Here is a 24,465-nt window from a genome sequence, read left to right as displayed (position 1 = left end):
GAATGGAATGTTTTTAGCATGGAATGAAATCAAAAAAAATAAGTTACGCTTTTTTCTAATCATAGGAGTCTTAATGTTAGTGGCATACCTTGTATTTTTCCTTTCCGGGCTCGCTACCGGTTTAGCAAACCTAAATCGCGAAGCAGTAGATAAGTGGAATGCAACTGCTATTGTTCTTGCCGAGGAATCGGATAAAAGTCTACCGCAATCATTTATTAGCACCGAAGAATTAGATAACATCGATGCACAGGATAAGGCAATACTTGGACAAATAAGTGCCATTGCGACAAACGGGGATTCTAAGCAGAATGTGTCTATATTTGGCATAGACAAAGAAGAATTTTTGATGCCAAAAGTCAGTGAGGGTGAAGAATTCTCCGACGAAAATGAAGTAGTAGCAAGTGATAATTTAAAAGAAGAGGGTTTTAAAATCGGAGATGAACTAGAACTTTCATCTACTGATGAAACATTAACAATCGTCGGCTTTACAGAAAGCTCACGGTTTAACGGTGCACCCGTGCTCTATGGGGAACTAGCAACCTTCCATAAAATAAAGTTCGGTGAAGCAGCTGAAGCAAATGAGGATCAAATAAATGGTATTGTTGTTTCGGATGACAGTCTAGATGCTATAAACACTAGCAATGATGAGCTTCAAATTACAGAAATCGAAAACTTTATTGAGAGCCTTCCTGGATATACTGAGCAATCACTTACCTTAAACTTTATGATTTACTTTCTATTTGGAATCTCTTCTGTCATCGTTGCGATTTTCTTATATGTTCTAACCGTTCAAAAGATTAGTATGTTTGGTGTCATGAAGGCACAAGGAATTTCTAACGGTTATCTTTCTGTTTCAGTAATCGTCCAAACCTTCCTGCTTGCCTTCATAGGGGTTGTTGTCGGATTCGGATTAACCATTTTAACCGGAAAATTTTTACCAAGTGCAGTTCCTGTAGCCTTTGATTTAACGACTATGTTAATTTATGGGGCTGTATTAGTGGTTGTTGCTATTCTAGGAGCAGTTTTCTCTGTATTTACCATTGTGAAAATAGACCCGTTAAAGGCGATTGGAGGATAAGTAAATGGCGATTTTAAAATTAGATAAGGTAAAAAAAACATTTGGCTCTGGCCATAAACAGGTTGATGCTTTAGAGGAAACTGATTTTGTAGCCGATAAAGGGGAACTTATTGCAGTGATCGGCCCTTCAGGTTCAGGAAAGAGTACTTTTCTGACCATTGCCGGAGGGCTGCAATCCCCTTCTAGCGGAGAGATTATTGTAAACAATCAAAATCTCACCAATCTAAATGAAAAAAAACGGTCTAAAATTCGACTTAAGGAAATAGGCTTTATATTGCAGGCCTCCAACTTGGTACCTTTTCTAACAGTAGATAAACAGATGAAATTACTCGATAATGTAAAAAAAGACAATATGACAAAAGAAGAGCTCGAAACGTTGTACGAAAACCTAGGTATTACTGAGTTGCGTAAAAAGTATCCTTCTGATTTATCAGGTGGTGAAAGACAGCGTGTCGCAATTGCCAAGGCATTATATAGTAAGCCTTCTATCCTGTTAGCTGATGAACCAACCGCTTCTTTAGACTCTGATCGTGCATACGAAGTGATGAAGCTATTGAAGAAAGAAACAGAAAATAATGAAACTACTACGATTGTGGTAACTCATGATACTCGTTTAATTGAATACTGCGATAAAGTGTATGTCATGACGGATGGAATATTAGAAGAAAAAAGCAAAAAGGAAGTGGAGCAAACTGATCCACTATCTCACTAAATACTACTTTTAGGGGGGCTGGCAACAGCCTTCTTTTTTTATAAAAAGTTCTACGTAAAAACATTTGATGATTAAATAAAGCTCTATTTATGACTTTTACTCCCCACTACATAACAATATCTTATATTTTTCTCAATATTAATATAATTTGTGTTATGATGATACATAAAATTTATTAATTGTTTGCAAGGGAGTGCTTTCATTGATCATTCAACCTTCTACTAGAATGTCCTTATTTGAGCCAGCAATATTTGGTGACTTAAAAGCAGCAGCAGCCAGAAAAAAAGAATCCGGATTCGAGCTATATGACCTTAGCCTAGGAAGTCCCGACATCCCGCCAAGTGAGGCGGCTAGAAAAGTACTATCTGATTTGAGCTTTTCAGCAGACTCTTACGGATATACATTAAGTGGAACGAAACGTTTTTATGAGGCAGTGGCTAATTACTATAAACGATGTTATCATGTCCCATTAAATCCTGAGACTGAAATTGTCCAAACGATGGGCTCTCAAGAGGGACTAGTCCATTTACCTCTAGCCTTTTGTGATGAGGGGGATATTATTCTAACGACCAACCCTGGATATGTTGCGTATGATGCCGGTATAAAATTAGCAGGAGCAGAACCTTACTATATGGATCTTCTAGAAGAGAATGACTACTTACCTGATTTAGGTGCGATCCCAACAGAAATAGCTCAAAAAGCTAAGCTAATGATATTAAATTTACCTGGAAACCCGGTACCTGCCATGCCAAGCGAGGAGTTTTTCCAACAGGTAGTTGCTTTTGCTAATACATATAATGTCATTATTCTACACGATGCAGCATACTCTGAATTTTACTTTACTGGAGACTCTCCGTGTAGCTTTCTTTCCACGCCTGGTGCTCTTGAAGTAGGAATGGAGATTAACTCCTTATCTAAGAGCTTTAGTTTGGCGGGAACCCGGATAGCTTATATCGCTGGAAATTCAGAAATGATCGGTATTATGAAACAATTAAAATCTAATTTAGACTTTGGCATTTACGGTCCAATACAAGAGGCAGGTATTGTTGCTCTTAACTACGCTGAGGAAATTACGGAATCACTACGCAAAACCTTCTCTGAAAGACACCGAGTAGTCATGGATGGATTAAGAGACCTTGGATGGAATGTGGCACCCTCTAATGGCGGCATGTTTGTTTGGGCTAAGTATCCTTATGAAATTTCTGATAAGGAATTTGTCTTCGAGGCAATCGATCAAACTGGTGTAGTGATGGTCCCAGGTACTGTCTTTGGTTCAGCAGGAGCTGGCTATGTACGAATTGCATTGGTACAAAATGTAGAAATACTAAAAAAAGCGATTGAACAATTAAAGAAGCTAAAAATTAATTCGTTAGTTCTATAATTATCTTCTAAGTAACAGAAAAACCATCGACATTTAGCTGTCGATGGTTTTTGATCTGACAGCTAAACATTAGACTGTCTGACTGTCTAAATCAGAGTTCTCTTCTTTTTCATGAACAAGCGCATACTTTTCCCATTTCCTACTTTTCCATCTAAAGAACATGATAATACCACGTAGCCACTCATCTGCAGCTATAGCTAACCAAATTCCTGGTAGTCCCATATCAAGTACAAAAACAAATAAATATCCTAACGGCACACTCATCATCACCATAGACAAGGCACCCATTATTACTGGGAAGGTAGCATCCCCTGCTGCACGCAACGAATTGATAATTACTATATTCAACGTACGACCAGTCTCAAGTATGATACTTAAGACAAGTACAGAAGCTCCAATTTTAATAATTTCCTCGTTATCTGTGAATAAACTCATCAAAGGGTGGCGGAACGTGATTACAACAGCAACCATTGCTAATGTAAATACAAATGCTCTTTTTACACTATACCAAACAGATTTATAGGCCTCCTCTTTTTCATTGGCCCCTACAAACCTCCCGACAATTATTGCAGTTCCCATACCTATTGCGACTGCAAACAAATACGTAAACATCGATATATTGACAGCATACTGCCTAGCGGCCAATGCTTCTGCTCCTAAATAAGTCGCATAATATAAAAATACGATTTGACAGCCCTGATATAAAATTTGTTCAAAAGCTGAAGGCAAACCTATTTTAAGTATTTTTCCCACATACTCTTTAGAGATGGTGAAATAGTAACTTACTTGCACACGGTACTCCATTACTTGATATAGAAGCCAAAAGAACACAACAAGCGCTATAAATCGACTCACTACAGATGATATGGCAGCACCTTGTACGCCTAGCTCAGGAAAGCCAAATTTACCGAAAATTAGTGCGTAGTTACCCACGACATGAATTATATTCATCCCTAACGAAACAAACATTGTTTGCTTTGTATAACCATGTACACGAATAATGGCAGCCAAAGCATTAATCAATGCTTGAAGAAAAATACCACCGCCAACAATCATCAAATATTGATTGGCAAACTCAAGGACCTCTCCCTCTAAATTCATACCAGCCATAATACTTTTAGAAAATATGACAAACCCGATACTAAGAATAATTCCTACCCCAAGATTTAAAGTTACGGCAAGACCGGAAATTTTAGAGGCCTCTATATATCTTCTAGAACCTAAATATTGTGAAACTACGATAGCTGCACCGTTACCAACTACCTCTAAGATTAATATCGCAATATGGATATATTGGTTGGCTGCCCCAACTCCTGAAACAGCATTATCAGATACTGCACTTAACATAAAAGTATCTGCTATTCCCATTAACATAAACAAAAATACTTCTAAAAAGATTGGCCAAGTTAAATGAAATAAGCTTAGCTTTTCTCCTAAATCCTTCTTTTGTCTAATTGCCAAGTTTATTCCTTCTTTACTTTCATTTTTTCACAGGAAAAATCTTACCATAGAATCCTTCAATCTACTAATAATATTTTATACTTTTCATTTAATTTAAAATTAAGCTTCAAGTTAAAAGTGCCAGTTTACTATTACATTTTTATTATATTTTATTTAAATTATGCTAAAATTTATTAGATTTATAGAGGGAAAATAAGGGTAAAAATAGAATATATTAGTACGTATATTCTTTATAGGAGGTCTAACGCAGATGTCTCACTTTATCTCTCGTATCGCCACTGTAGAAATACCCGTCAGTAATTTAGAGAGCTCCATGGATTTTTATATGACTGTTCTCGGGGTTCATGTTGAATCTAAAGGAGACAAGACTGCCATGCTTTCCTTTCATACGAAAGGAGTTCCTACTATTTTTTTAGTAGAAACAAAAGAAGTTCGACCTTTATTTTTTACTAACACTCACTCTAGTGTGATCCATAGTATCATCGACTTTTATACGCCTTTGTTAAAAGATTTTTATCAATGGTTGAAGAAAAATAAAGTTGAGGTTGGGCCACTGAATGTAAATGAGGAGGGTCTAGGAGGTTTTGGTTTTAAAGATCCTGATGGGAATAATTTAAGTGCAAGTAATATTGAGCATTTTGGACAATAGTGGACATAAAATACGTCTGACTCTAAAGAGTCAGACGTATTTTATGGTTAATGAATAGATGGTTGTTCAATTCCAATATTTTGATGAATGTAATGCTTTAACGCGGGCTCCGAAAGCTCGATTTCATTTATTTGTAAGCTATCTTTGACGTATGCTAGTTTATTTCCTTCTGTTGCATATGATTGGATGTGTAAAGTGTTATCCATGTATAAAATTCCTTCATTTGTTATCATTTTATCCTCTTTATTCAACAGACCTTTTTTTGTAAGTTCCTCCTGAATGGTAGAGAGTCGGTCACCTAACCCTTCCTTCAAAGCTTTTGATAAGCTACCTTCTGATCCCTTTTCCAGAAAATTGCACACGTAATAGGCAAGTAGTGTTTGTTCTTTTACAGTTAGTCTCTCCATGCTATTTCCCCATTTCGTCTCTTTTTCTCTTTATTCCTTTTTTTCCTAAAACTTAAACATAAAGGACCTAGATCTTTGGCGATCCAGGTCCTTTACTTTATTCATTTATTATATTTTTTATGTCTTCTTCAAAATCATTAGGATTGTCAGTTGGTGCGTATCTTTTAACTATATTTCCCTCTTTGTCGATTAAAAATTTTGTGAAGTTCCATTTAATCTTACTTGAAAGCAATCCTTTGGTATGCGTCGTCAAGTATTTAAATAACGGATGTGCCTCACTGCCATTTAGTTTTACCATTTCATGCATGGGAAAGGTCACTCCGTAGCTCATACGACAAGCCTGTTCTGCTTCCGCTCCATTTCCAGGCTCTTGGAAAAACTGGTTGGAAGGGAAGCCTAGTACTACTAAACCTTCATCCTTGTATTTTTTATAAAGGATTTCTAGACTATCAAACTGATTACTTAGTCCACACTTAGTTGCCGTGTTAACGATAAGCATCGGCTTTCCTCTGTATTCACTTAAGTCATATTCTGTTCCGTCCGATTTTTGTACCTTAATGTCATAAATACTCATTTTCATCATTCCTCCATTTTCGATAAAAAAGCATTTAGTTCTTTTAATTGGGACATGAGTGTACTTGCATTCATGTCTAGGAAGTTACAGCTTGTAATTTTTTTTATAATGGATTGTTCAATTTCATCTTCTGCTTTTTTAGCCTTCTCAGTTAGAGATATAATATAGGCTCGTTTATCCTCGTTAGATTGTTTCTTTTCAAGCCAGCCCCGCTCAATCATTCGGTTAATAATAGGGTTTAACGTACCGATTCCTAGATCCAAACGCTTTCCAATATCCCTCGTCAGCAAATGATCCTCTTCCCATAATGCCAACAATACTAAATATTGAGGAAACGTTAATTGAAATGGCTCCAAGGTTTTAGCATATTGCTTAGCAAAGTTACTGGAAGCCTTATATACCTCGAAGCATAGCTGCTGCTCTAATTTAGAGGGTTTCTTGTTACTCATTTCTTACTCTCCTCACATAAATACATCGCACACGATGTATTTAAATCATATCGTACCTTTTCAAAAAAGTAAAAGAATCTGACTTCGAAGAAAAAAGGCTTCACAGCTGTCAAAAGCAACCGTGAGCCTTACCTTTATTAACTTCCTATATACAACGCGCATTGGCTTATAGCGATAAAGAAAGCAGGATTTTGTATTGGAGAGTCTTCATAAATTTCTAGCTCTATTACGAACTCATCTTCTACCTTAGCTTTCCACCTAGCAACTTCTTTTCCTTCACAAACATAGCTAGTCCATTCTTCTAGTTCCTTTTCAATTACTATATTGAAATCCTTACCAAGAATTAATAAATCAGCCACTAGTTCCTTCCATTTATCATAGGTTATTGTGTAATGTTCCTTTGTTTCATAATCAAAGGCTTGAAAATATACTCTACCCTTCTTTGAAACCTTTTTACATGTAAAAATAATTTGATCATTTAAGTCATATATATCGTAACGAAGGAAGTAACGGTATTCCATGGCTCTATCTAGGAATCGCTTCAAACGATTAGAGTAATACCTTTGAAATGTACAAATTCCCTTTCCCTCTTCGTTATATACAGTGGTTTTAGGGGTTATTTCTATCTCTAATGGTTGCGTATAGTGATATGTTGGCATTTTTATTTTCTCCTTTAAACAGTTGCTATAATAATAGCATTTTTGGACCTATATCTATATTATTTAGGCTATCCAAAAACAAAACGCTAATGTAAAATATTGTATAAACAAATTTAGACATCTTTTAGGAAGAGTGGGGGTCATGGTATGGCAGAAAAAAACACTTCTCAAACATGGGCAATAGTATTATTTTCTATTGGTGTTTTTATGGCTGCTCTTGATAACGGGATTATCAGTGCTGCTCTTACAACCATCAATAGTTCTTTTGAGGTTAATGCGAACTGGGGGGCGTGGGGAATAACACTCTACACTCTCGGTCTTGCAATCAGCGTACCAATAGTAGGAAAGCTCTCTGATCGTTATGGTCGCAAGCGTCTTTTCATTGTGGAGATTGCCATTTTTGGAATTGGTTCCTTGCTAGTTGCCTTAAGTCCTAACTTCACTTTTTATTTAATCGCCCGTTTCATCCAAGCTTTAGGTGGAGGTGGTATATTCATCATCGGAAGCTCTCATATTTTAAGCACTCTGCCGGTAGAAAAACAAGGTAAGGCTTTAGGTATGCTGGGGGGGATGAATGGTATTGCAGCAGTATTAGGACCCAACCTTGGTAGTGTGTTGTTAGACCTTACAGGAAGTTGGCATTTCTTATTTCTCATTAATATACCTATTGCAATCGCTCTTGTTATACTTGGTTTTTTAAAGTTAGAAGAAACAAAGGATGCAGCAGTTGGAAAACTGGATTTACTAGGAATTGTTTTACTTTCCTTGTCTATTCTAGGAATTATGTATGGGTTGACTAATATTGAAGGAGTTAACTTCTTTACGAGCCTGCTGGAGTTTGAGGTATATGGATATATTTTAGCAGGGATTGTTCTTTTACTCCTATTATTATTCCATGAAAGTCGTTTAGAAAAACGTGGTGGTGATCCCATCCTTCCATTTCGTTTGCTATCCAAATCGTCATACTTATTAACCTTGTTAATCGGTATGTTTTCAGGAGCTCTATTAGCAGGTATGATTTTTATCCCTGCCTTTTCTGAGCAAGTGCTTGGGATAGCCCAAGAAAACGCTGGGTATTGGATGACACCTCTTGCATTAGCAGCTGGGTTAGGAGCTGCGATGGGTGGTGTGTTAGTTGATAAAAAAGGACCAATTTTAGCCGTACTTCTATCTGGTATTGTGTCTGCCATTGGTTTTCTATTGTTTCCTACTTGGATTGAAGCTAAATGGCATTTCATTCTCGCTTCTTCAGTAGCTGGATTCGGAATGGGTATAATTCTTGGGGCGCCTTTAAATATATTAGCAACCGAAAAACTAAACGCCGACAAGGGCACTGCATTAGCAACTCTCTCTTTAAGTAGACAAATCGGTATGACCATTGCTCCAACTATTTATGCCGGATTTATTACTAGAGGATTTAACGAAATGCCAACCATTTTCCAAAATGATTTCCCAAAAATATTACAGCAAAACATCGAGGAAGCAAACATCAGTGAGGCAGGCCTCCAGGAGTTTCAAAACCTTTCCCAACAGGTGTCCTCCTCTGGGGAAATTATTTCCCAGGAAACTATGTCACGATTATTAGACCAAATACAAGATCCAACATTACTTCAGACTGTATTAAAAAGTATCGACCAAGTAACTACAATAGCTGCACAAAATGGCTACGGAGGGCTCTTCTATTCTGCTGTTGTAATAGCAACTCTAATTATCCTTACAACCCTCGTTCTGTCGCCCATTCGTAAGCGAAGTCTAGAAAGGTAAATCATAAAGGTATTACTGACTAAGCATATCAGTAATACCTTTTACCTTTTTTGGTCTAACAATATTCATCTACAGCGATTCAACTGGCTCTCTCTTATTAGATTTAATAAGTGTATAAATAATTCCTCCAAAAACCATTAAAATCCCTAAAACTTGCATAGGTGTTGGACGGAAATCTAATATCAATGTATCTAGTAATATAGCGACGACTGGGTCAACAAATACTAATGCGGAAATCACCACAGCAGTTAACTTTCTAAGACTATCAAAAAATAAATAATAGACAAATCCTGTATGTATTAAGCCCGTACCAATTATGTATAGCCAGTTTTCTATAGTTAATCCTTGAAATACATTAAGTTGAAGAAACGGAAGTAGTATTACAATTCCAATTGTGGTTTGGACAAAGGTCATTGCATAGGCACTTAACTGGTTAACACCTTTTCCAAGAAGCATAGTCATCGCATAGCAAAATGCAGCTAAAAGTGCCCATAAAAAGCCAGAGCCCAGAAACGCTGATAGGGATTGAGTGGTATTAATACCTACAATCAGAACACTTCCAAGAAAGCATACAAGTATCGCAACAAGTGATGTCCATGTCATCCTCTCCTTCAAAAATAAGGTTCCAAGTAACAATACAATGATCGGCGCCAAATTATATATAGTAATCGCAATCGTAATCGATGTGACTTCAAAAGCCTTGAAAAGGAATACCCAATTTAGAACTAAGAATACACCGCATAGAAGAGTTTGAAGCAGTTCTCTTTTTTTCCACGTTTCTGTCTTATGTTGACCAGTAATCAACCATAATGCACCAAGGAAAAGGGTGGCAAAAATACAGCGAACAAACACTAACTCTATAGCAGGAATACCAGTTTTTCCTGTAAAAAAACCAATTGATCCAAAAATGGCCATGGACAATGTCATTTTTAGCATTGCCGCTCTATTCATCTAAACTCACCCTACCTTTGTTTTGCTTATTTTCTTATATCCACTGATTTGTTGCATAAGGAAAAAGAAAACGCCGATTAAAACTATAAGACCACCAATAATTTGCCAAGCAACTATACGTTCACCTAGAATAATAACAGCTAAAATGGTTGCTCCAACAGGCTCTCCAAGAATACTCATAGAAATGGTCGTAGCATTTACGTAATTAAGAAGCCAGTTATTTATGAGATGTGAAATGGTAGGAACGACAGCCAATAAAACAAAAATCCCCCATTCCTTGGCATCATAGCCTGTCAACTGAACCGAAGTGACAACATTATAAAGAATTAAAGCGACTGCAGCAAAACCAAATACACAGAAACTATAAATCCAATGAGATACTTTCTTTACAGCACTTTGACCAATTAGTAAATAACCCACCACTGCAATAACACTTAAAAATGAAAGAATATCTCCTAATATGGCACTTTTACTAAGCCCAAAATCTCCCCATCCCACCATAACAGCACCTACAACTGCAATACCCATAGTAAGCAAAGCACTGGCAGTAGTTCTTTCTTTAAATAAAATCATTCCGCCGATTAAAGCAATGATCGGCTGGAGCGCTAGTATTATGGTTGAGCTTGCTACAGTAGTTAGCTTCAAAGAGCCAAACCAGAGAGCAAAATGCAAAGCTAAGAACATTCCCGAGAAGAACAAAAGGTACCATTCTCTTTTTGAAATCCTTTTAAATTCGTTTCTTTTTATCCAGACAACCGGCAAAAGCAATAAGCTAGCTAGGATCATTCGATACATACTTAAGATAGTTGCTGGTGCACTGGACCATTTCACAAAAATTGCTGCAAATGAAATCGCTACAATAGAAACTATTAACGGTAATACAATTGATTTAGAAGTTTTTTCAGAATTCACAACGTTACCCCATTTTTTCTTTTTCTTTTTCTTGTAACTATTATTATCCTATAATCTAGCACTTTATCAACATAAAGTAGACAATATAAAATATCTTCTTATACAAAAAAATCCCCTACTAGGGGATTAATCTGTACGCTCTCTTTTCCATTTTCTATATCTGTTTGCTAATCCCTTACCTCCTGTACTAATCAGTAGTGCTAAAGACAAGCCAATACCACTTAGCGCAGTAATTAGGGAAATCCATTCAAAGAATGAGTATCCAGGGACTTTCGACCAGTCAGCAAAGCCCTTCCAATCCTCTATGACTAAGTTCATGCCATAAATACCGGAAATAGTCGTATATACTGTCAGCATGAACAATAGCATATTATGACGGTTACTCGTTTGGTTATCTTGTGCACGATACAAATCATCTAATGTCTTTTTAACTTCAATAAAGAGGTGGTTTAGATTAAATGCTTCTCGAAGTAAATGGGTAAGCTCCTTCCCCTCTTGCCTAGGAGAAACCTGACCAAAGTAGTATCTTGAATAAAATTTAGAAATAAGCTCCATAAGCTCTCTCACATACTCCTTATCCTTGGACCAGCTTACCTCACTATGCTCAAAGGATAGTTTTAATAGCATTATCTTATAGTAGTAATGTAACAATAAATTATAATACATCGTTCCCATAAAGTCAGAGATGCTATTTGGGGAAGCTTGCTCATCTATTTTAGTAACAGTTGCCTGAACGTTCTCAGAGATAATAGTATATGTAAATGGAGCCCATCGATTATGTACCCGTTTTTCAACAAACTGCTCAATGTAGTTCGGGTTTGTACTAGATATATATGGATATCCATCGATTTTACCATCAACCTGTGCAACCCGATACAAGTGCTCCTCTAAGATTTCTTGATCATCCTTTACTACGAGAAAAATGGAAGAAAGCATTCTGGCATCCTCAAAAAAAGGAAGACTACCATAGTACCCCTCTAAATGTTCATTTCTTATAATAAACGGCTTAACTGAAGGACATAAATGATCCAATACTAATTGGTTGGTTGTTTCAAAGGTGTAGGAATCATTATATATAATGACTCCTTGCTCTTCCTCCAGTTTAGGTTCTAATACTCTAAAGTGAGAAACAAATTGCAAGAACTCTGATAAATTTTCATGCCCTTCCTTTAACGTTCGGATTGTTATTAATCCGATACCAAAAGGACATAGCGTAATGTCTACACTATTAATAACAAAGGTACTTTTTTGTTCTTTAAATTCCCATGTGAATTCTTCATTTATTTCTTTTGAGTATCTTAAAAACCCCCTATTTTTTGTAGTTTGGGGGAATAGTTTATCTTCTATATATGGTAAAAAAAATTGACTTAGTTGTTCATGTCTAACCCTTACTCCTTTTCCATAATAACCAGCTTGAAGTGTATTGTTCTTTAGTTTAAAAAATTTAAAATGATGCCTTTCTAGTGTTTCCATCATTTTATGTCTCTGTTTCTCATAAAAGGCGAATGGGAACATAAAAGTTACGTATGCTTTTTCTACATCTAACTCTTCTAACTTGCTTGTCACAGTCCATTCCCCCATTTCTTAACCTTTAGATACCACCTTTTCGTTTTTTCAAACAAAAAGCAACTTTACCTAAAAAGGTAAAGTTGCTTTTTAACCTATAAATTACAGGTTATTGTTATTATCGTTGTTGTTATTGTTGTTATTGTTGTTACGGTTGATATTCCGGTTGTTTCTGTCATTGTTATTGTTGTTATTATTGTTGTTTATGTTTTCAAAGTTGAATTCCTCACCGAATTCGTTGTTGTTATTGTTGTTGTTATTGTTATTGTTATTGCGGTTGATGTTATTACGGTTGTTGTTATTGTTGTTTGACATTATATTTTACCTCCCTTCTTCCGTATTAGAATGAGTTATAAACGATAAAATATACATTTTTTTATTTTTTCTTAAAGTCCTCTTTACTAAAAGCTTTTGCGAATTCCAATTGTGTATGAGTTCTTTGATAATAACCTGCTTTATCGCTTGGATTTGTTACTCTTGGTTCGAAAATATACAATTTTATATATTGATGCAAGTACATTTCCCCGATTATCAATATAAGAGAAATAATAAATGCAGCTCTTCCTACAGGGACGGAAGGGTCGAATAAGTAAGTACCTATTAGCCAAACTACTGCAAGTGCTAGTATGAAATCACCAAAGGTTGCAAGAACATTACCGATCTTTGGCATTAAAAAGATATCACCTATAAAGCCTAAAACAGTTAAAGCAATACTTGTAATAAAAATATTTAATAATTCTACCCCATAATAACCTAGTACAATCCAAATGACGGCTGTTGTCATAATAAACTTAATGAGACATGCTTTGAAATACATTCAAAACCACAGTCCTTTCTTTTAAGTTGATTTTTGACTATTTATTTCTTTATCCTTTAACTGTTTAGCTATTAATTCGTTTAACTCATTATAAGTTAATCCAGAATTAGCATTTTGCCTTTTGACTTCATCAATATTAGTTCCTGCAATCGTATACTTTGCGTTATCCTTCATATTAGCTCCTCTTTTCCATTTATGGGTTTAGGGTTAACTACCTCAGCCTTAGGACGAGTTTGTTTAAACCAATGATAATAAAGGATGACTATTAACCCTATCTCAATAGCGTCCCCACCATAATACATAATCATGCCTCCCATTTCTGCTTCTTCTCTGGATATACCAAGTGGTGGATTTGCATAAATATACTTGGATAGAATTGCATGACCAGCTAAAGCAAAGATAAAGACAACAGACCTGTAAACATAACTTTTTCTATATGGTGTTGGGTCAATATAAATGATGGAAATAGTAAAAAGATAACCTGCTAAGAAAATGTGTATATGAATGATAATATAAACCAAAGTACCTTCATGCATCATTGCGAATAGTGGAGTCGTGTATAATAACCAAAGCCCTCCCACATTTAGCACGGAAGCGACAATAGGATTTTGAAAAAAGTGAACGAATCTAGTTCGTAATATCCCTGTTATTTTTCTTGAGATTTTGACTGGCAGAGTTCTTAAAAATAGTGTCATAGGTGCTGCTAAAGCCAACAATAACGGTGCAAGCATTCCTAAAAACAAATGCCCAACCATGTGAGCAACAAAGTCTGTATGTGCCTGCTGTGCGAGATTCCCCGTTACAGATATCATTGCTAAAGCTATTCCTAATATCCATAAAACAGTTCGGTAAATAGGCCACTTTTTTTTGCTTTTATTTGATGATAAGACAGCATATAAATATAAGAACAGCAAGAGAACAAATGGTGCACCTAGTATAATCTGTACAAAATCAGTGTTTAAGCTGCTTTCATGAGAATGACTATGCAATTTATACACCTCTACTCTTTACACTAGTTTGCTTTAACAAAATAATTCCTACTACTATCATTAAAGCTGCAGTAATATTCCAAACTAGGTCATACGGCAATATATCCACATTGTAGCGAATTTGATGTAAACCTAATAGCTTGTGCTGAATGATTCCATCATATAGCTGGAAAATGCCAGCTCCCAAAAATATTCCTCCTAGCCACCTTTTTGGCCAAAATGCTTGGCGTCTGTGAAGATCTGCCATTAAAAAAGCTGAACCTACAGTAGCAAAGAAGCTAAAAGCATGGAAAATGCCGTCTGAAACAAGCCCGATGTCCGTGGTAGACTTGTCATAAAAATGATGCCAATGTAAAAGCTGGTGAAAAACTACTTCATCTATAAAGGCTACTACCCCTAATCCAAATAATATGCCCGTCCACATATTCTTAGTGGAATAAAGCCTCTGATTTTCTTTAGTAGGTGCATTACTTTTTATCGATGCCATGATATCCTCCTTTCTGTTTGCATTACCTCAAATTTTATTTTAGTTTTTCCCTGATTAACTGTTCTTAAACCATTAGTCTTATGAATCGTTACCTTCTCTATATTGCCAAAAACCAACTAGAGACTTTTAAAAGTATTAGCCTCGTGAAAATCGAGTAGGAGGGAGTGATTAACTCCCGACCTCTCACACCACCGTACGTACGGTTCCGTATACGGCGGTTCAATTAAGATGAATGACGCAAAGTTTCGTAACGAACGTGCAGACTTTTCAGCCCTTGGCTTTCCCAAAAGGAATTGCCAAGGGTTCTGTGTAATATGGGGCTTTTAGAAATGCGCCAGTACCCTTTACGGGTATTTCCCCACTCGTATGCTTTTCCATAAGGAACTTTTAATCGAGTAAGATTTCTGACTCTTGTTCGAGGTTTCTTCCAATCCTTCCAAAGGCACATACGTAATCTTCGTTTAATCCAGCTATCCAATATTTTAAATATGGTAGGTGTATCTGCTAAAGCGAAGTATCCACACCAACCCACTAGATATTGGTTTAACTTTTCAATTCTATATTCCATGGAATATGGCATCTTTCTAGAGGTAATTTCTCGTATTTTCTTCTTCATTCGTTGTAGACTTGTTTTTGCAATACGAACCTTCGGTTCTTTATGAGCAGTAAAGCTAAACGCCAAGAATTTTCGATTCCAAGGGCGGTCCACTGCCGATTTCTTTTCGTTCACTTTCAGTCGAAGTTTTCCTTCAATAAATCGTTGTATACTCGCCATTGTTCGTATCCCTGCCCGTTCACTCTTCACATAGATATTGCAGTCGTCTGCGTACCGAACGAATTTATGTCCACGTTTCTCTAACTCTTTATCAAGTTCGTCTAATACGATGTTTGATAAGAGTGGACTTAGAGGTCCACCTTGCGGGGTTCCTTCTTCTGTACTGGAAACTACTCCATTTATCATGACACCGGATTGGAGATATTTACGGATGAGTTTTAGTAAAGGTTTATCTGAAATTCGTTTCGCTAACGTTGCTATTAGTCGGTCATGATTGACCTTATCAAAGAATTTCTCTAAATCCATATCCACGACCCATCGATAACCCTCTTTTATATAACCCTTTGCTTCTCGAATGGCATCATGGGCACTCCGATTTGGTCGGAATCCATAGCTGTATTCTGAAAATGTTTTATCATATTCCTCAGATAATATCTGCGATATAGCTTGTTGAATCAAACGATCTATCACGGTTGGAATACCTAATAGACGCACACCACCGTCTGGTTTCGGGATTTCGACTCGACGTACTGGCTGCGGTTCATAGGTTCCATTCAAAATCTGCGATTTAATGGTTTCCCAATTTTCGAGGATGTGCTGTCGTAAGGTTTGTACGGGCATCATGTCTACTCCATGGCTTCCTTTATTCGCTTCTACCCGCTTTAACGCTTGTATCATGTTTTTCCGTTCCAGTATCTGATTCAACATCGCCATTTCGTTCCTTTCCGTGAATAACTTATCTTCTTTTGCCCAACTGGACTACACCCTCCGCAAATACCCTCGTGGGATTCACCACTACTTTCTAAGCGTGAGGTTTCTTTGTTTTCTGTGTTCATTCATCCAAGTTGGAAAGCCAAGGGTTATTCTCTCCTAATTGTTCAGTCCTTCCGAATGGTTCTAGACCCATTCGTACTATGACCTCTGCTGACTTCTGATGGTTCAGCCACTCCTCATGGAGTGGGTTATGAAGGGTACTTCACGTTTCCATCAGACCTCCCCGGGTAAGCGCATGCACTTTCACACCATCTATCCGCCTCATTTACTTGGTATGACCTTCGACAGAAAGAGCTTTGTTTTGTTATGCAAACTCACTCAATCATACCTAGCCTTCTATGAGATTCGTGTTCCTCGGACCGGTGATTTGCCTCCAGCTTCCTTCAGATTCCGCGTCACCACGGACACCCTTGCTCTCGGCTAACCTCTACTTCTGTCTTCGGGGTTCGGGACTTGCACCCTATAGTTCATGCGCATGCCGGGCGCACATAAAAAAAGATGCGAAGGACTATGTCTTTCGCATCTTTTTCTACCTATTATTTAACTGAGACTCCCAACAAATTTTAACTCTTCTACCTTAGTATGATCTTGCTTTCCTTCTAAAATAGCCTCAACATCATTTAGAGTTCGGTCTATTGAAACAGCTACTCCTGGACCCGTAAATTGTTCCGCTACATAAAATGATTGGGTAAAATATGCCTCTAGTCTTTCTCCTCGCTCGTAGGTTGTCAGTTCACTCTCTGGAAGCTTTTGAATTCCATGCACCCCTACAATGGAACGTAATTCTCTATAGCGTCTTAATAGCTTTTGTGCACGCTGTCTTAAACTAAAATGACGCTGGTCAACATCTATTCCCTCCATGACAGATGAGGTCGAATAGATAGGGTGAATCGCAGGATACATATGACGAGTTGCAAGGTCTGCATCTAGCTGCCATATAGTTTCTAAAGGACCAAACGGCATGTCTTCATCTACTACCTCTCCAGATAAATCTACTAAGATAGTTGTAATCCCATCTAGATTCTCTGCAATCATTTTTTCCTGTAAATCCAATAGTTCTCCTGAAATAATATAGCTTCTATCTGTGATAAATACTGTATCTCCTTGAATCTCTAAGAGCTTTTTATGTGTTTCATCAATAGTATTGGTAACAAAATCGGCTAGTTCTATAGTTCCTTCAAGCTCACCATGCTCTTTTTTGGGTAATAAAAACAGTGTTGTGTAATTACTATCCTTAAAACGATGCAGAAGCTCAGCAAGTATAACCAACTGACCCATTCCTGGTCTCGCCACCAAACCAATCGTCCCATCCTTTACTAGTGGTGCAAAAAAGTCTAATGCCTTGATTTGTGTTTCAATCATATCCTTCTTCTCCCCCCGTATGATCAATTCATCTACCGTGCAGTTCGCTAATGATGCTAAACCTACAAGTGTTTTAACCTCTGCCTTCCCCAAAGCAATCTTCCCTGTGCATAAATTGGAGACAGTAGCGGGTCGAATCCCAATGGATTTAGCAGCTGTCGTCAAGTTGGGTACCTTTCTTCTAAGCAAAGCGACATTTAATCTTATTTCTTCCACATTAACCCTCTCCCTTACTTTAAATAGTAATATAAATTACTTTAAAAAGCAATTAATTTATTTTTGAAAGTAATTTAAATTACCCTGAAATAAAAAAAGTACCAGGTTGCTTAACCTAGTACTCAATAACACTATGTCTTTATTTGACTTAATGAACTGTTCAATAGATATAAAATAGTTTCGTTGAACATGGATGGTGAAATACGTGACATTTCATCTATTGTCTTGTATTGTATCTCAGTAAATTGTGGATGTTTTTCAATTCCCCGAAGTATACTACGCATTGCATCTGCAGCTTGTTGATTCATTAAAATATCGGAAAATGTACTATTAATAGAAAATACACCCTCTGGAATTTCAATTTCTTTTACTATAACATTTTGTGTATTAGGGGCAGTAAACCAATCTGTAACTGCATATATATCAACCTCTTTTACTTCACTCTCAATTATTGGTTGTCCAATTAAAGTTTGGTCTGCTTCTGGATTTTTTTCTTTTTCTTCTTCAGAAATAGGCTTAACAGGCTTCTTCTCATTCTCCTCCTTATTTTCTTCCGTCTCATCATCAGGGCTTATAGGAGCTTCTTTTTCTTTTTCACTATCGTTAGAAGGAATAGTTATTAATTTGAATTCAGCAGCTTGTCCATCCATTTGTGCAATTGCCTGTGCGATAATGGCATCCAGGTTAGCTTGGATTATTTTCTCCTGTTCTGTATTATCTATCTTCATTTGAGATTTTAAAGACTTCGCATACTCATTTAAGGTATTGATTCTAGTTTGCTTTTCAAGTGCAGTAAATGAAACCAACTCGTCAGAAGCTTTTTGCATTTCCTTCGATAAAGAAGTTTCCAAGTCCTTTAACAGAATATCTTTTTCCTCTGAAATAGCCTTTTCTAGGTCTACTATGGACTTTTCTTTTTTCTTGTTAAACCAATTGCTCATCATGAGTGTTATATCCTGATCGGCTAGTACCGATTTTAGTCCCCCACCTAGTGTCATGCTGCATAGAATGACAAAAATAAAGAGGATAACCTTATAGTTTTTTATATTTTTTCCCATTTCCCTACCTCCATTTTGAGGTATAAGAGCTTCTAAAGAGGAACTCTTACAGAGAGTTTTTTTTACTCTTATTCATTTATCCCATTTACTAAATCCTGCATAGAAGTTAACGCAGCAGTCTCTAAATCTTTGGCAGCTGCTTCTATTGCATCTGTTTGGGTCTGAATCATGAAGTTAGTCATCATTTGTGTCCAAAGCGTAAAGTCTGCTAATTCCTTATCTATTTTTCCTTTCAAATCATCCGTTTTAGTGTCCACATGATTGTCAATGGTAGCCTGAAGACCTGACTTGGAAGCTTCTATTGCTGCTTCTAGCTCAGAAAGTGCTGCTGTTGTTGCAGCTTCTAATTCAGCATTTAATGTATCTAAAGCAGCAGATCCTTCGGCTATCGTATGTGCCTCCATATCTCTTTCTGCTTTTCGATTTGCCTCTAACCAGAGAAGACGTATATTCTCTTTTTCTGTCTCATAAATTTTAGTGAACTCAGCATTAGTGTAATTAGTAAGCTCTACTTTTTTCGCCTCTAACGCTGCCTTATGCTCTTGCAAGTCTTTATCAATCTTAGAAGCAGCACCTGCAGTAGAGTCTTCTTGAGATTCACCAATCTTATTGGTAGCTTTCGCCTCTAAAGCCCCGTACTGAGTTGATGCTACTAATGTTTTATCGTCTTGATATCCACCAACGGTTTCATCAAACTCCTCGGTAGCTGCACCAAACTGCGTATTAAACCAATTTTGTAGCATTTCACCAGCATTAGACGCCCCAAACGCAGATCCCGCTCCAACAAGTAATGTAACAGCCACTGTTCCTGTAATTATTTTCCCTTTAACTGTTTTCATCATCCTAAATATCCCCTTTTAGTTAGTAGTAGTTAATAGTTTATTTAAATTCCTTCTAGTACTTTTATAAATGTATTTTCGATATCTAGTTCCAGTTGTTCTTCCAGTTCCTTCTCAATAGCTGGTTCATCCAAATTCATGTTTTCAAGATCGCTTACAACTTCACTTAACTCACTCTTAAATTCTCCTTGTGTTTTTGTAATCTCTTTTTTAGAACGATCGATTTGTTTTTCTAAAATATTTTCTTGAATAGAGTTAGTTAGGTACTGTAAAGAGTCTTTAAGAATAACTTCATATCCTACTAACGAATTACTAATAGACTCGTCAACTTCTTTTTGTTCCTTTATTTCCTGAACTTTGATAAACCAATTTCCCAGAGCAAAATAGTTAATACTACTTGCCGAGATGTAGCTAGAACCAACAAAAACCAGTAGTATAAATGTAATAACCACTACTATTTTCCGAATTTCACTTCCCCCCAGTCACTTTCTTCTTTTAAGACAAAAGTACCTCAGACAATGAACCTAATTACTTAATTACCCTCCTTTTCTATAGGTATATAGACTATTTCACCTCTACTTCTGTTAAATTTCTTTGCTTTTTAACAGAAGATTAAGATTATTATACTTTTGATTCAATTCATTTCAATCTATTCGATAAAACTTCTTAGAATAATACAAAAATAGTCAAAATATTCTTATTTCCGACTTAAATAGACAGGCTAATGGAACCTTATATCTCCCTAAAAGGTATTTTTTCATCTAATTTTGATAAATGCTGAAAATTATACATTTTCGTGCCTTATATATATATTATTACTTACGAATAAAAAGAGGATTGTTCATAAATAGGTCCTAAGCTAGCTAGTTAAAGTGGAGTCATCAAAACTACGAAAATCGTGTAATACCTAAATTAGCTTTCAAAAATCAAAAACTGGATCCACGTCAGTTTTACGTTGACGATAGATAACTCTGTTATTTCTTTAAAAGCTTTTGTGTTACATATATTTTTTATTCCCATTCCGTATTTTTACGATTCGGCCCTTCTTCTGCTTTCTTACAAAAACTTCGAAAGGAACAATCGTAGAGGTTTCATATTCAAACACTATTAATAGACTACTAGCCCAGTTGATTCTTTACGTATTAAATAGTGAAGTCTGATTACGTTCGATTGTTTTAATTCCAATTCTATAGAACAAAGTCGTCTTTTTTCATGTAAAAAAATAGCTACTAATATTTTACTTTCGTAAAATATCAGTAGCTATTCTATTTTAATGTCAGTTTTGTCCCAGTCTCTAAAAATTTATATCTTTATTTCTTTTAAAGATTTATTAAGTAAATATAAAATAGTTTCATTGAAGAGTGAGGGAGATACTCTAGACATTTCGTCAATAGTCTTGTATTGTATTTGACTGAACTGGGGGTGCTTTTCAATTCCCTTTAAAATGCTTCGCATGGCAACAGCTGCCTGTGGATTCATCAATATGTCAGAAAATGTACTATTTATAGAAAAAGCATCTGATGGAATCACCAACTCTTCCACAGTCACCTCTTGTATATTAGGCATACTAAACCAATCCGTGATGGAATAAATATCTGCTGTCACTATCTCATTTACTACTTCAGCTGGTTTTGTTTCATTTATATAAGTATCAGCTTCTACTTTCTCAGGTTTTGATACTGGTGATGGTTCTTGAATAAATTCTTTTTCTTTTTCTTTTTCTTTTTCTTTTTCTTTTTCTTTTTCTTTTTCTTTTTCTTTTTCTGTTTCTGTTTCTGTTTCTTCCGGCACTGGTATCATTACAGGTGTAGGAACGGCTTCAGAACTAGTAGGAACTTGAATCGGCAATAGTTTTAAATTAGAAGCTTGACCATCTAATTGCGCTTTTGCATTTTCTAAAATAATATCTATGTTTTTCATAATTGCAGCTTGTTGCTCACTATTATCTATGTTCATCTCTGCTTTTATGTTATTCGCATATTCTTGTAAAGCTTCAATGCGAGTTCGCTTTTGAATAGCTGTAAACTCCGCCAATTGTTTTTCAGCTAGTTGCATCTCTGTATTTAATTGATCTTTCAATTGTTCCATAAGTACATCTCTTTCAGTACTTATGGCACTATCTATTTCTTTTAGTGACTCGTCTTGTTTTTTTAAAAACCATTTTTCCATTAATAGTTGAACGTCTTGATCAGCTAAAGCTGTTTTAACACCACCGCCGAGACCAATAAACAAGCAAAGAGCTCCTGCTATCATGGCTACCTTTTTAATCGGCTTTCTTTTATACTTTTCTATTCTACTTAGCATATCTTCTCCTCCAATCATAAAAATAAGGACCTCTTATAAATGGAGGCCCTTATTTAGTATTATAAGATTATTTATTAATGCCAGACACAATGCTATCTAACTTTGCGAAAGCCTGTCCTTCAAGTTCAGTTGCTTTTTTTGTAATAAGGTCTTGTTGTATTACAACTAATTCGTTTCTTTTTTCAGTAACAGTATTTCTTAACTCGATTATTTTAGCGTCAATTGCAGCGATAATTTCATTTTTCGTAGCAGTCTTTTCAGAGTTTAGTTGTGTCTGAAGTGAACTTTTCGCGTCATTAATCGCTTTAGTCAAATCGTTAACAGCTTTAGCCGTTGTAGCATTTAAATCTTCATTCAAGCTACCAAGAGCAGCTGACCCTTTATCTACCGTGTGTTTTTCTAAATCTCCTTCAGCGTATTTCACTGCTTCCGCACCAGTTGTATTAATAATAATATTAGCAGCATCGTAAAGCTGATTAAATTGTACTTCCATATAACCCGCGATTTCATTTTTCTGTGCATTTACTGCATCTATATGTTCCTGAGCTTCAGCTTTTATTGCAGTGTTTTTTGCAGCAACTTCATCCGCCCCAGTCTTATTAATACTATTAGTTGCCCCTGTTTTTAATCCCTGATACTCACCAGCTAATTTTGTGATTTTACCTGTTACGTTTTGCTTAACCCCACCAATAACTTCTTGTTGAGCTACCCCAAATTTACTGTTATACCAGCTTAATAAGTTTGTTCCAGCATCTGAAGCTCCGAATGCTACTCCTGCTCCTGCAAATAACGTTAATGCTAATGTTCCTGCGACTACTTTACCTTTTACTGTTTTCATCATTTTAATATCTCCCTTAGATTTTATATTTTTTATACTAATTCGTTAATTACCAAATACCTCATATAGTACTTCTTGTATGTCCTGATCGATTTCGTCTTCAATTTTTTTACTGTCCACGTAATCGCTAAGGTTTTCTTTTTTTAACTCGTTAACTGATTGGTTTAACTGAGTTTCAACTTCCTGTTGGTAATTCTCAATACCGTCCTTTGATTCTTTTATCTGATTCTCGATAGTCTTTTGAAGAGTATGATGATAATGTCCTAGACTTTCCATTATGAACGCATTTACTTCTTCAAAGGTCTTTTCTACTTCAGATAAAACATTATTCCGCTCACTCTCTTTCGTAAGTAATTGCCCATACCATTTAGAGAGAGGGGCTGGTGTCATGCCACTTGCATAAATGGCGTTAGACCCTATTCCTAATAGGACTAACAATCCCAAGATAATGCTTACTATTTTTTTCATAGTCGGCATCCCTTTCTAACTGCATTTAATTTCCCTAACAACCGACTCTGCAACTATTACTATATACTCACTATAAACTCCTCCCACTAGATATTTAGTTTATTTTTTTCACCACTTCTAGTTATCTCATAATTAATTCGTAACAGAAGATAACCATAATTATACTTTTATCATAAATGGTTTCAATACATTCTCTGAAACTTCTGACTTTTCTACAAAGAAAGTCATTTTATTTTATTTTCTGACCTTTAAAACAGGTAAAAAGATACCCACTTTCTATCTTTTATTCTATATTTTGCGCATTATATAAGTCTAAAGATTCATAAAAACAAAAAATGCATGCTATTTTATAGCATGCATCACTTTAATCTCATTTTTAATTTATATATTTACATTAGTAGACTTTATAATTAGTACCCATAAAGTCTTTTTCTTCTCTTTGAATTAGGTGGCTGGCTGCTCTTCATTCATTAATCTCTTTGTAATAAAAAATCGTCGCACTCATTTCCCCATTAGCAGATTTGGCATAACCGGGAATCTTGCCAGCCTGTATGTATCCTAGAGAAGTATATAAATTATTTGAAGCATCGCCCTCCCTTGTGTCCAAAACTATTAAGGTTCTACCCTCTCTTGCAGCTCTATTTTCTGCTTTTTCCATTAGCTGACGTCCTATTCCATTTCTCCGGTAATGGGGATGAGTCATAAGTTTAGCAATCTCTGCACGGTGCATACCATTTTGTTTACTGCAGAGTTGGAGCTGGATACTACCAATAATACGATTATTCCTTTTTGCAACAAACAAGATAACCTCAGGGGTTAAGACGTCTTCCCAATAATCCATGGCATCCGCTAGCTCCATTGGAGGCAAAAAGCCAATAGAGGCACCGTCTTCTACCACTTGTATTAGTAGCTCAGAAAGCTCCTCCATATGTTCTACGGTAGATGTTAACTGTTCGATTTTAACCTCGTTAAACA

The 24,465-nt window shown here is 36.1% G+C and carries 26 protein-coding genes; 5 read left to right on the top strand and 21 right to left on the bottom strand.

What is annotated here, in order from left to right; all coding sequences use genetic code 11:
• Positions 1-7: 7 nt before the first annotated feature.
• The 3 genes from MKX96_RS01860 (at position 8) to MKX96_RS01850 (ending at position 3,171) form a co-directional block, all read left to right on the top strand.
• A complete protein-coding gene (locus MKX96_RS01860; protein WP_340881555.1) occupies positions 8-1,078 on the top strand; it encodes an ABC transporter permease in 1,071 nt (356 codons plus the stop codon).
• Positions 1,079-1,082: 4 nt separating this feature from the next.
• Entirely contained in the window at positions 1,083-1,790 is a 708-nt protein-coding gene (locus MKX96_RS01855) for an ABC transporter ATP-binding protein (RefSeq protein ID WP_340881553.1), read from the top strand.
• 202 nt (positions 1,791-1,992) lie between these two features.
• Positions 1,993-3,171, top strand: a complete 1,179-nt coding sequence (locus MKX96_RS01850; protein ID WP_340881552.1) for an aminotransferase class I/II-fold pyridoxal phosphate-dependent enzyme — start codon at positions 1,993-1,995, stop codon at positions 3,169-3,171.
• Positions 3,172-3,240: 69 nt separating this feature from the next.
• Here MKX96_RS01850 and MKX96_RS01845 read toward each other — a convergent pair whose 3' ends face one another.
• Entirely contained in the window at positions 3,241-4,638 is a 1,398-nt protein-coding gene (locus MKX96_RS01845) for an MATE family efflux transporter (RefSeq protein WP_340885828.1), read from the bottom strand.
• Between the two features lie 244 nt (positions 4,639-4,882).
• Between MKX96_RS01845 and MKX96_RS01840 the strand changes: the two genes are divergently transcribed.
• A complete protein-coding gene (locus MKX96_RS01840) occupies positions 4,883-5,281 on the top strand; it encodes a VOC family protein (protein ID WP_298474101.1) in 399 nt (132 codons plus the stop codon).
• A 47-nt stretch (positions 5,282-5,328) separates the two neighbouring features.
• Here MKX96_RS01840 and MKX96_RS01835 read toward each other — a convergent pair whose 3' ends face one another.
• From MKX96_RS01835 to MKX96_RS01820, 4 genes are all read right to left on the bottom strand, one after another.
• Positions 5,329-5,688: a hypothetical protein gene (locus MKX96_RS01835; protein ID WP_340881549.1), complete on the bottom strand. Its 360-nt coding sequence runs from the start codon at positions 5,686-5,688 to the stop codon at positions 5,329-5,331.
• 97 nt (positions 5,689-5,785) lie between these two features.
• On the bottom strand, positions 5,786-6,262 hold the full coding sequence (locus tag MKX96_RS01830; protein WP_340881547.1) for a glutathione peroxidase: 477 nt from the start codon (positions 6,260-6,262) through the stop codon (positions 5,786-5,788).
• A gap of 5 nt (positions 6,263-6,267) precedes the next feature.
• Entirely contained in the window at positions 6,268-6,711 is a 444-nt protein-coding gene (locus tag MKX96_RS01825; RefSeq protein ID WP_340881545.1) for a MarR family winged helix-turn-helix transcriptional regulator, read from the bottom strand.
• A gap of 137 nt (positions 6,712-6,848) precedes the next feature.
• On the bottom strand, positions 6,849-7,370 hold the full coding sequence (locus tag MKX96_RS01820) for a tubby C-terminal domain-like protein (RefSeq protein ID WP_340881543.1): 522 nt from the start codon (positions 7,368-7,370) through the stop codon (positions 6,849-6,851).
• Between the two features lie 147 nt (positions 7,371-7,517).
• Here MKX96_RS01820 and MKX96_RS01815 point away from each other — a divergent pair, with 147 nt between their 5' ends.
• Positions 7,518-9,134, top strand: coding sequence for an MFS transporter (locus MKX96_RS01815; protein ID WP_340881541.1), 1,617 nt, complete (start codon positions 7,518-7,520; stop codon positions 9,132-9,134).
• Positions 9,135-9,203: 69 nt separating this feature from the next.
• Here the strand turns inward: MKX96_RS01815 and MKX96_RS01810 are convergent, their stop codons facing one another.
• The 16 genes from MKX96_RS01810 to MKX96_RS01735 all read right to left on the bottom strand — a co-directional run bounded on the left by MKX96_RS01810 (position 9,204) and on the right by MKX96_RS01735 (position 24,418).
• Positions 9,204-10,085: a DMT family transporter gene (locus tag MKX96_RS01810; protein WP_340881537.1), complete on the bottom strand. Its 882-nt coding sequence runs from the start codon at positions 10,083-10,085 to the stop codon at positions 9,204-9,206.
• 6 nt (positions 10,086-10,091) lie between these two features.
• Positions 10,092-10,997 (bottom strand): DMT family transporter, encoded by a 906-nt coding sequence (locus tag MKX96_RS01805; RefSeq protein ID WP_340881535.1) that lies wholly within the window; start codon positions 10,995-10,997, stop codon positions 10,092-10,094.
• A 126-nt stretch (positions 10,998-11,123) separates the two neighbouring features.
• A complete protein-coding gene (locus MKX96_RS01800; protein WP_340881533.1) occupies positions 11,124-12,563 on the bottom strand; it encodes a hypothetical protein in 1,440 nt (479 codons plus the stop codon).
• A 376-nt stretch (positions 12,564-12,939) separates the two neighbouring features.
• Positions 12,940-13,380 (bottom strand): DUF2512 family protein, encoded by a 441-nt coding sequence (locus MKX96_RS01795; protein ID WP_340881531.1) that lies wholly within the window; start codon positions 13,378-13,380, stop codon positions 12,940-12,942.
• 21 nt (positions 13,381-13,401) lie between these two features.
• Positions 13,402-13,554 carry a hypothetical protein gene (locus MKX96_RS01790; RefSeq protein WP_340881529.1) on the bottom strand — a complete coding sequence of 51 codons (153 nt, stop codon included), beginning with the start codon at positions 13,552-13,554 and terminating at the stop codon, positions 13,402-13,404.
• A complete protein-coding gene (locus MKX96_RS01785; RefSeq protein WP_445678171.1) occupies positions 13,551-14,369 on the bottom strand; it encodes a cytochrome c oxidase assembly protein in 819 nt (272 codons plus the stop codon). Before MKX96_RS01785 ends, MKX96_RS01790 begins: the two co-directional genes overlap by 4 nt.
• 1 nt (position 14,370) lies before the next feature.
• A complete protein-coding gene (locus tag MKX96_RS01780) occupies positions 14,371-14,856 on the bottom strand; it encodes a DUF2243 domain-containing protein (RefSeq protein ID WP_340881525.1) in 486 nt (161 codons plus the stop codon).
• A gap of 223 nt (positions 14,857-15,079) precedes the next feature.
• Positions 15,080-16,339: a group II intron reverse transcriptase/maturase gene (ltrA, locus tag MKX96_RS01775; protein WP_340885825.1), complete on the bottom strand. Its 1,260-nt coding sequence runs from the start codon at positions 16,337-16,339 to the stop codon at positions 15,080-15,082.
• Between the two features lie 606 nt (positions 16,340-16,945).
• The gene (locus MKX96_RS01770; protein ID WP_340881523.1) at positions 16,946-17,983 is read right to left on the bottom strand and encodes an ATP synthase beta subunit C-terminal domain-containing protein; all 1,038 of its coding nucleotides are present in this window, start codon (positions 17,981-17,983) and stop codon (positions 16,946-16,948) included.
• Between the two features lie 131 nt (positions 17,984-18,114).
• Positions 18,115-19,041 carry a hypothetical protein gene (locus tag MKX96_RS01765; protein WP_340881521.1) on the bottom strand — a complete coding sequence of 309 codons (927 nt, stop codon included), beginning with the start codon at positions 19,039-19,041 and terminating at the stop codon, positions 18,115-18,117.
• Between the two features lie 68 nt (positions 19,042-19,109).
• Positions 19,110-19,883: a hypothetical protein gene (locus MKX96_RS01760; RefSeq protein WP_340881519.1), complete on the bottom strand. Its 774-nt coding sequence runs from the start codon at positions 19,881-19,883 to the stop codon at positions 19,110-19,112.
• A 41-nt stretch (positions 19,884-19,924) separates the two neighbouring features.
• A complete protein-coding gene (locus MKX96_RS01755; RefSeq protein WP_340881517.1) occupies positions 19,925-20,332 on the bottom strand; it encodes a hypothetical protein in 408 nt (135 codons plus the stop codon).
• Positions 20,333-21,182: 850 nt separating this feature from the next.
• Entirely contained in the window at positions 21,183-22,202 is a 1,020-nt protein-coding gene (locus MKX96_RS01750) for a hypothetical protein (RefSeq protein ID WP_340881515.1), read from the bottom strand.
• A gap of 49 nt (positions 22,203-22,251) precedes the next feature.
• Positions 22,252-23,025 (bottom strand): hypothetical protein, encoded by a 774-nt coding sequence (locus tag MKX96_RS01745; protein WP_340881513.1) that lies wholly within the window; start codon positions 23,023-23,025, stop codon positions 22,252-22,254.
• Between the two features lie 42 nt (positions 23,026-23,067).
• Positions 23,068-23,490, bottom strand: coding sequence for a hypothetical protein (locus MKX96_RS01740; protein WP_340881511.1), 423 nt, complete (start codon positions 23,488-23,490; stop codon positions 23,068-23,070).
• A 463-nt stretch (positions 23,491-23,953) separates the two neighbouring features.
• Complete coding sequence (locus MKX96_RS01735) at positions 23,954-24,418, bottom strand: GNAT family N-acetyltransferase (protein ID WP_445678206.1); 465 nt, start codon at positions 24,416-24,418, stop codon at positions 23,954-23,956.
• Positions 24,419-24,465: the final 47 nt, after the last annotated feature.

This window comes from Psychrobacillus sp. FSL W7-1493 (assembly GCF_038004905.1).
Lineage (GTDB): Bacteria > Bacillota > Bacilli > Bacillales_A > Planococcaceae > Psychrobacillus.
The sequence above is the reverse complement of the archived record's forward strand: the minus strand, read 5'-3'. Positions and strand labels throughout refer to the sequence as shown.

Bases quoted from the DNA above. Each gene is read 5' to 3' on its own strand.
- MKX96_RS01835 (WP_340881549.1), bottom strand. From the start codon at position 5,688: ATGGAGAGACTAACTGTAAAAGAACAAACACTACTTGCCTATTACGTG.
- MKX96_RS01860 (WP_340881555.1), top strand. From the start codon at position 8: ATGTTTTTAGCATGGAATGAAATCAAAAAAAATAAGTTACGCTTTTTT.
- MKX96_RS01790 (WP_340881529.1), bottom strand. From the start codon at position 13,554: ATGAAGGATAACGCAAAGTATACGATTGCAGGAACTAATATTGATGAA.
- MKX96_RS01760 (WP_340881519.1), bottom strand. From the start codon at position 19,883: ATGATGAAAACAGTTAAAGGGAAAATAATTACAGGAACAGTGGCTGTT.
- ltrA (WP_340885825.1), bottom strand. From the start codon at position 16,339: ATGTTGAATCAGATACTGGAACGGAAAAACATGATACAAGCGTTAAAG.
- MKX96_RS01765 (WP_340881521.1), bottom strand. From the start codon at position 19,041: ATGGGAAAAAATATAAAAAACTATAAGGTTATCCTCTTTATTTTTGTC.
- MKX96_RS01780 (WP_340881525.1), bottom strand. From the start codon at position 14,856: ATGGCATCGATAAAAAGTAATGCACCTACTAAAGAAAATCAGAGGCTT.
- MKX96_RS01750 (WP_340881515.1), bottom strand. From the start codon at position 22,202: ATGATTGGAGGAGAAGATATGCTAAGTAGAATAGAAAAGTATAAAAGA.
- MKX96_RS01810 (WP_340881537.1), bottom strand. From the start codon at position 10,085: ATGAATAGAGCGGCAATGCTAAAAATGACATTGTCCATGGCCATTTTT.
- MKX96_RS01820 (WP_340881543.1), bottom strand. From the start codon at position 7,370: ATGCCAACATATCACTATACGCAACCATTAGAGATAGAAATAACCCCT.
- MKX96_RS01745 (WP_340881513.1), bottom strand. From the start codon at position 23,025: ATGATGAAAACAGTAAAAGGTAAAGTAGTCGCAGGAACATTAGCATTA.
- MKX96_RS01830 (WP_340881547.1), bottom strand. From the start codon at position 6,262: ATGAGTATTTATGACATTAAGGTACAAAAATCGGACGGAACAGAATAT.
- MKX96_RS01840 (WP_298474101.1), top strand. From the start codon at position 4,883: ATGTCTCACTTTATCTCTCGTATCGCCACTGTAGAAATACCCGTCAGT.
- MKX96_RS01855 (WP_340881553.1), top strand. From the start codon at position 1,083: ATGGCGATTTTAAAATTAGATAAGGTAAAAAAAACATTTGGCTCTGGC.
- MKX96_RS01825 (WP_340881545.1), bottom strand. From the start codon at position 6,711: ATGAGTAACAAGAAACCCTCTAAATTAGAGCAGCAGCTATGCTTCGAG.
- MKX96_RS01740 (WP_340881511.1), bottom strand. From the start codon at position 23,490: ATGAAAAAAATAGTAAGCATTATCTTGGGATTGTTAGTCCTATTAGGA.
- MKX96_RS01795 (WP_340881531.1), bottom strand. From the start codon at position 13,380: ATGTATTTCAAAGCATGTCTCATTAAGTTTATTATGACAACAGCCGTC.
- MKX96_RS01815 (WP_340881541.1), top strand. From the start codon at position 7,518: ATGGCAGAAAAAAACACTTCTCAAACATGGGCAATAGTATTATTTTCT.
- MKX96_RS01735 (WP_445678206.1), bottom strand. From the start codon at position 24,418: ATGGAGGAGCTTTCTGAGCTACTAATACAAGTGGTAGAAGACGGTGCC.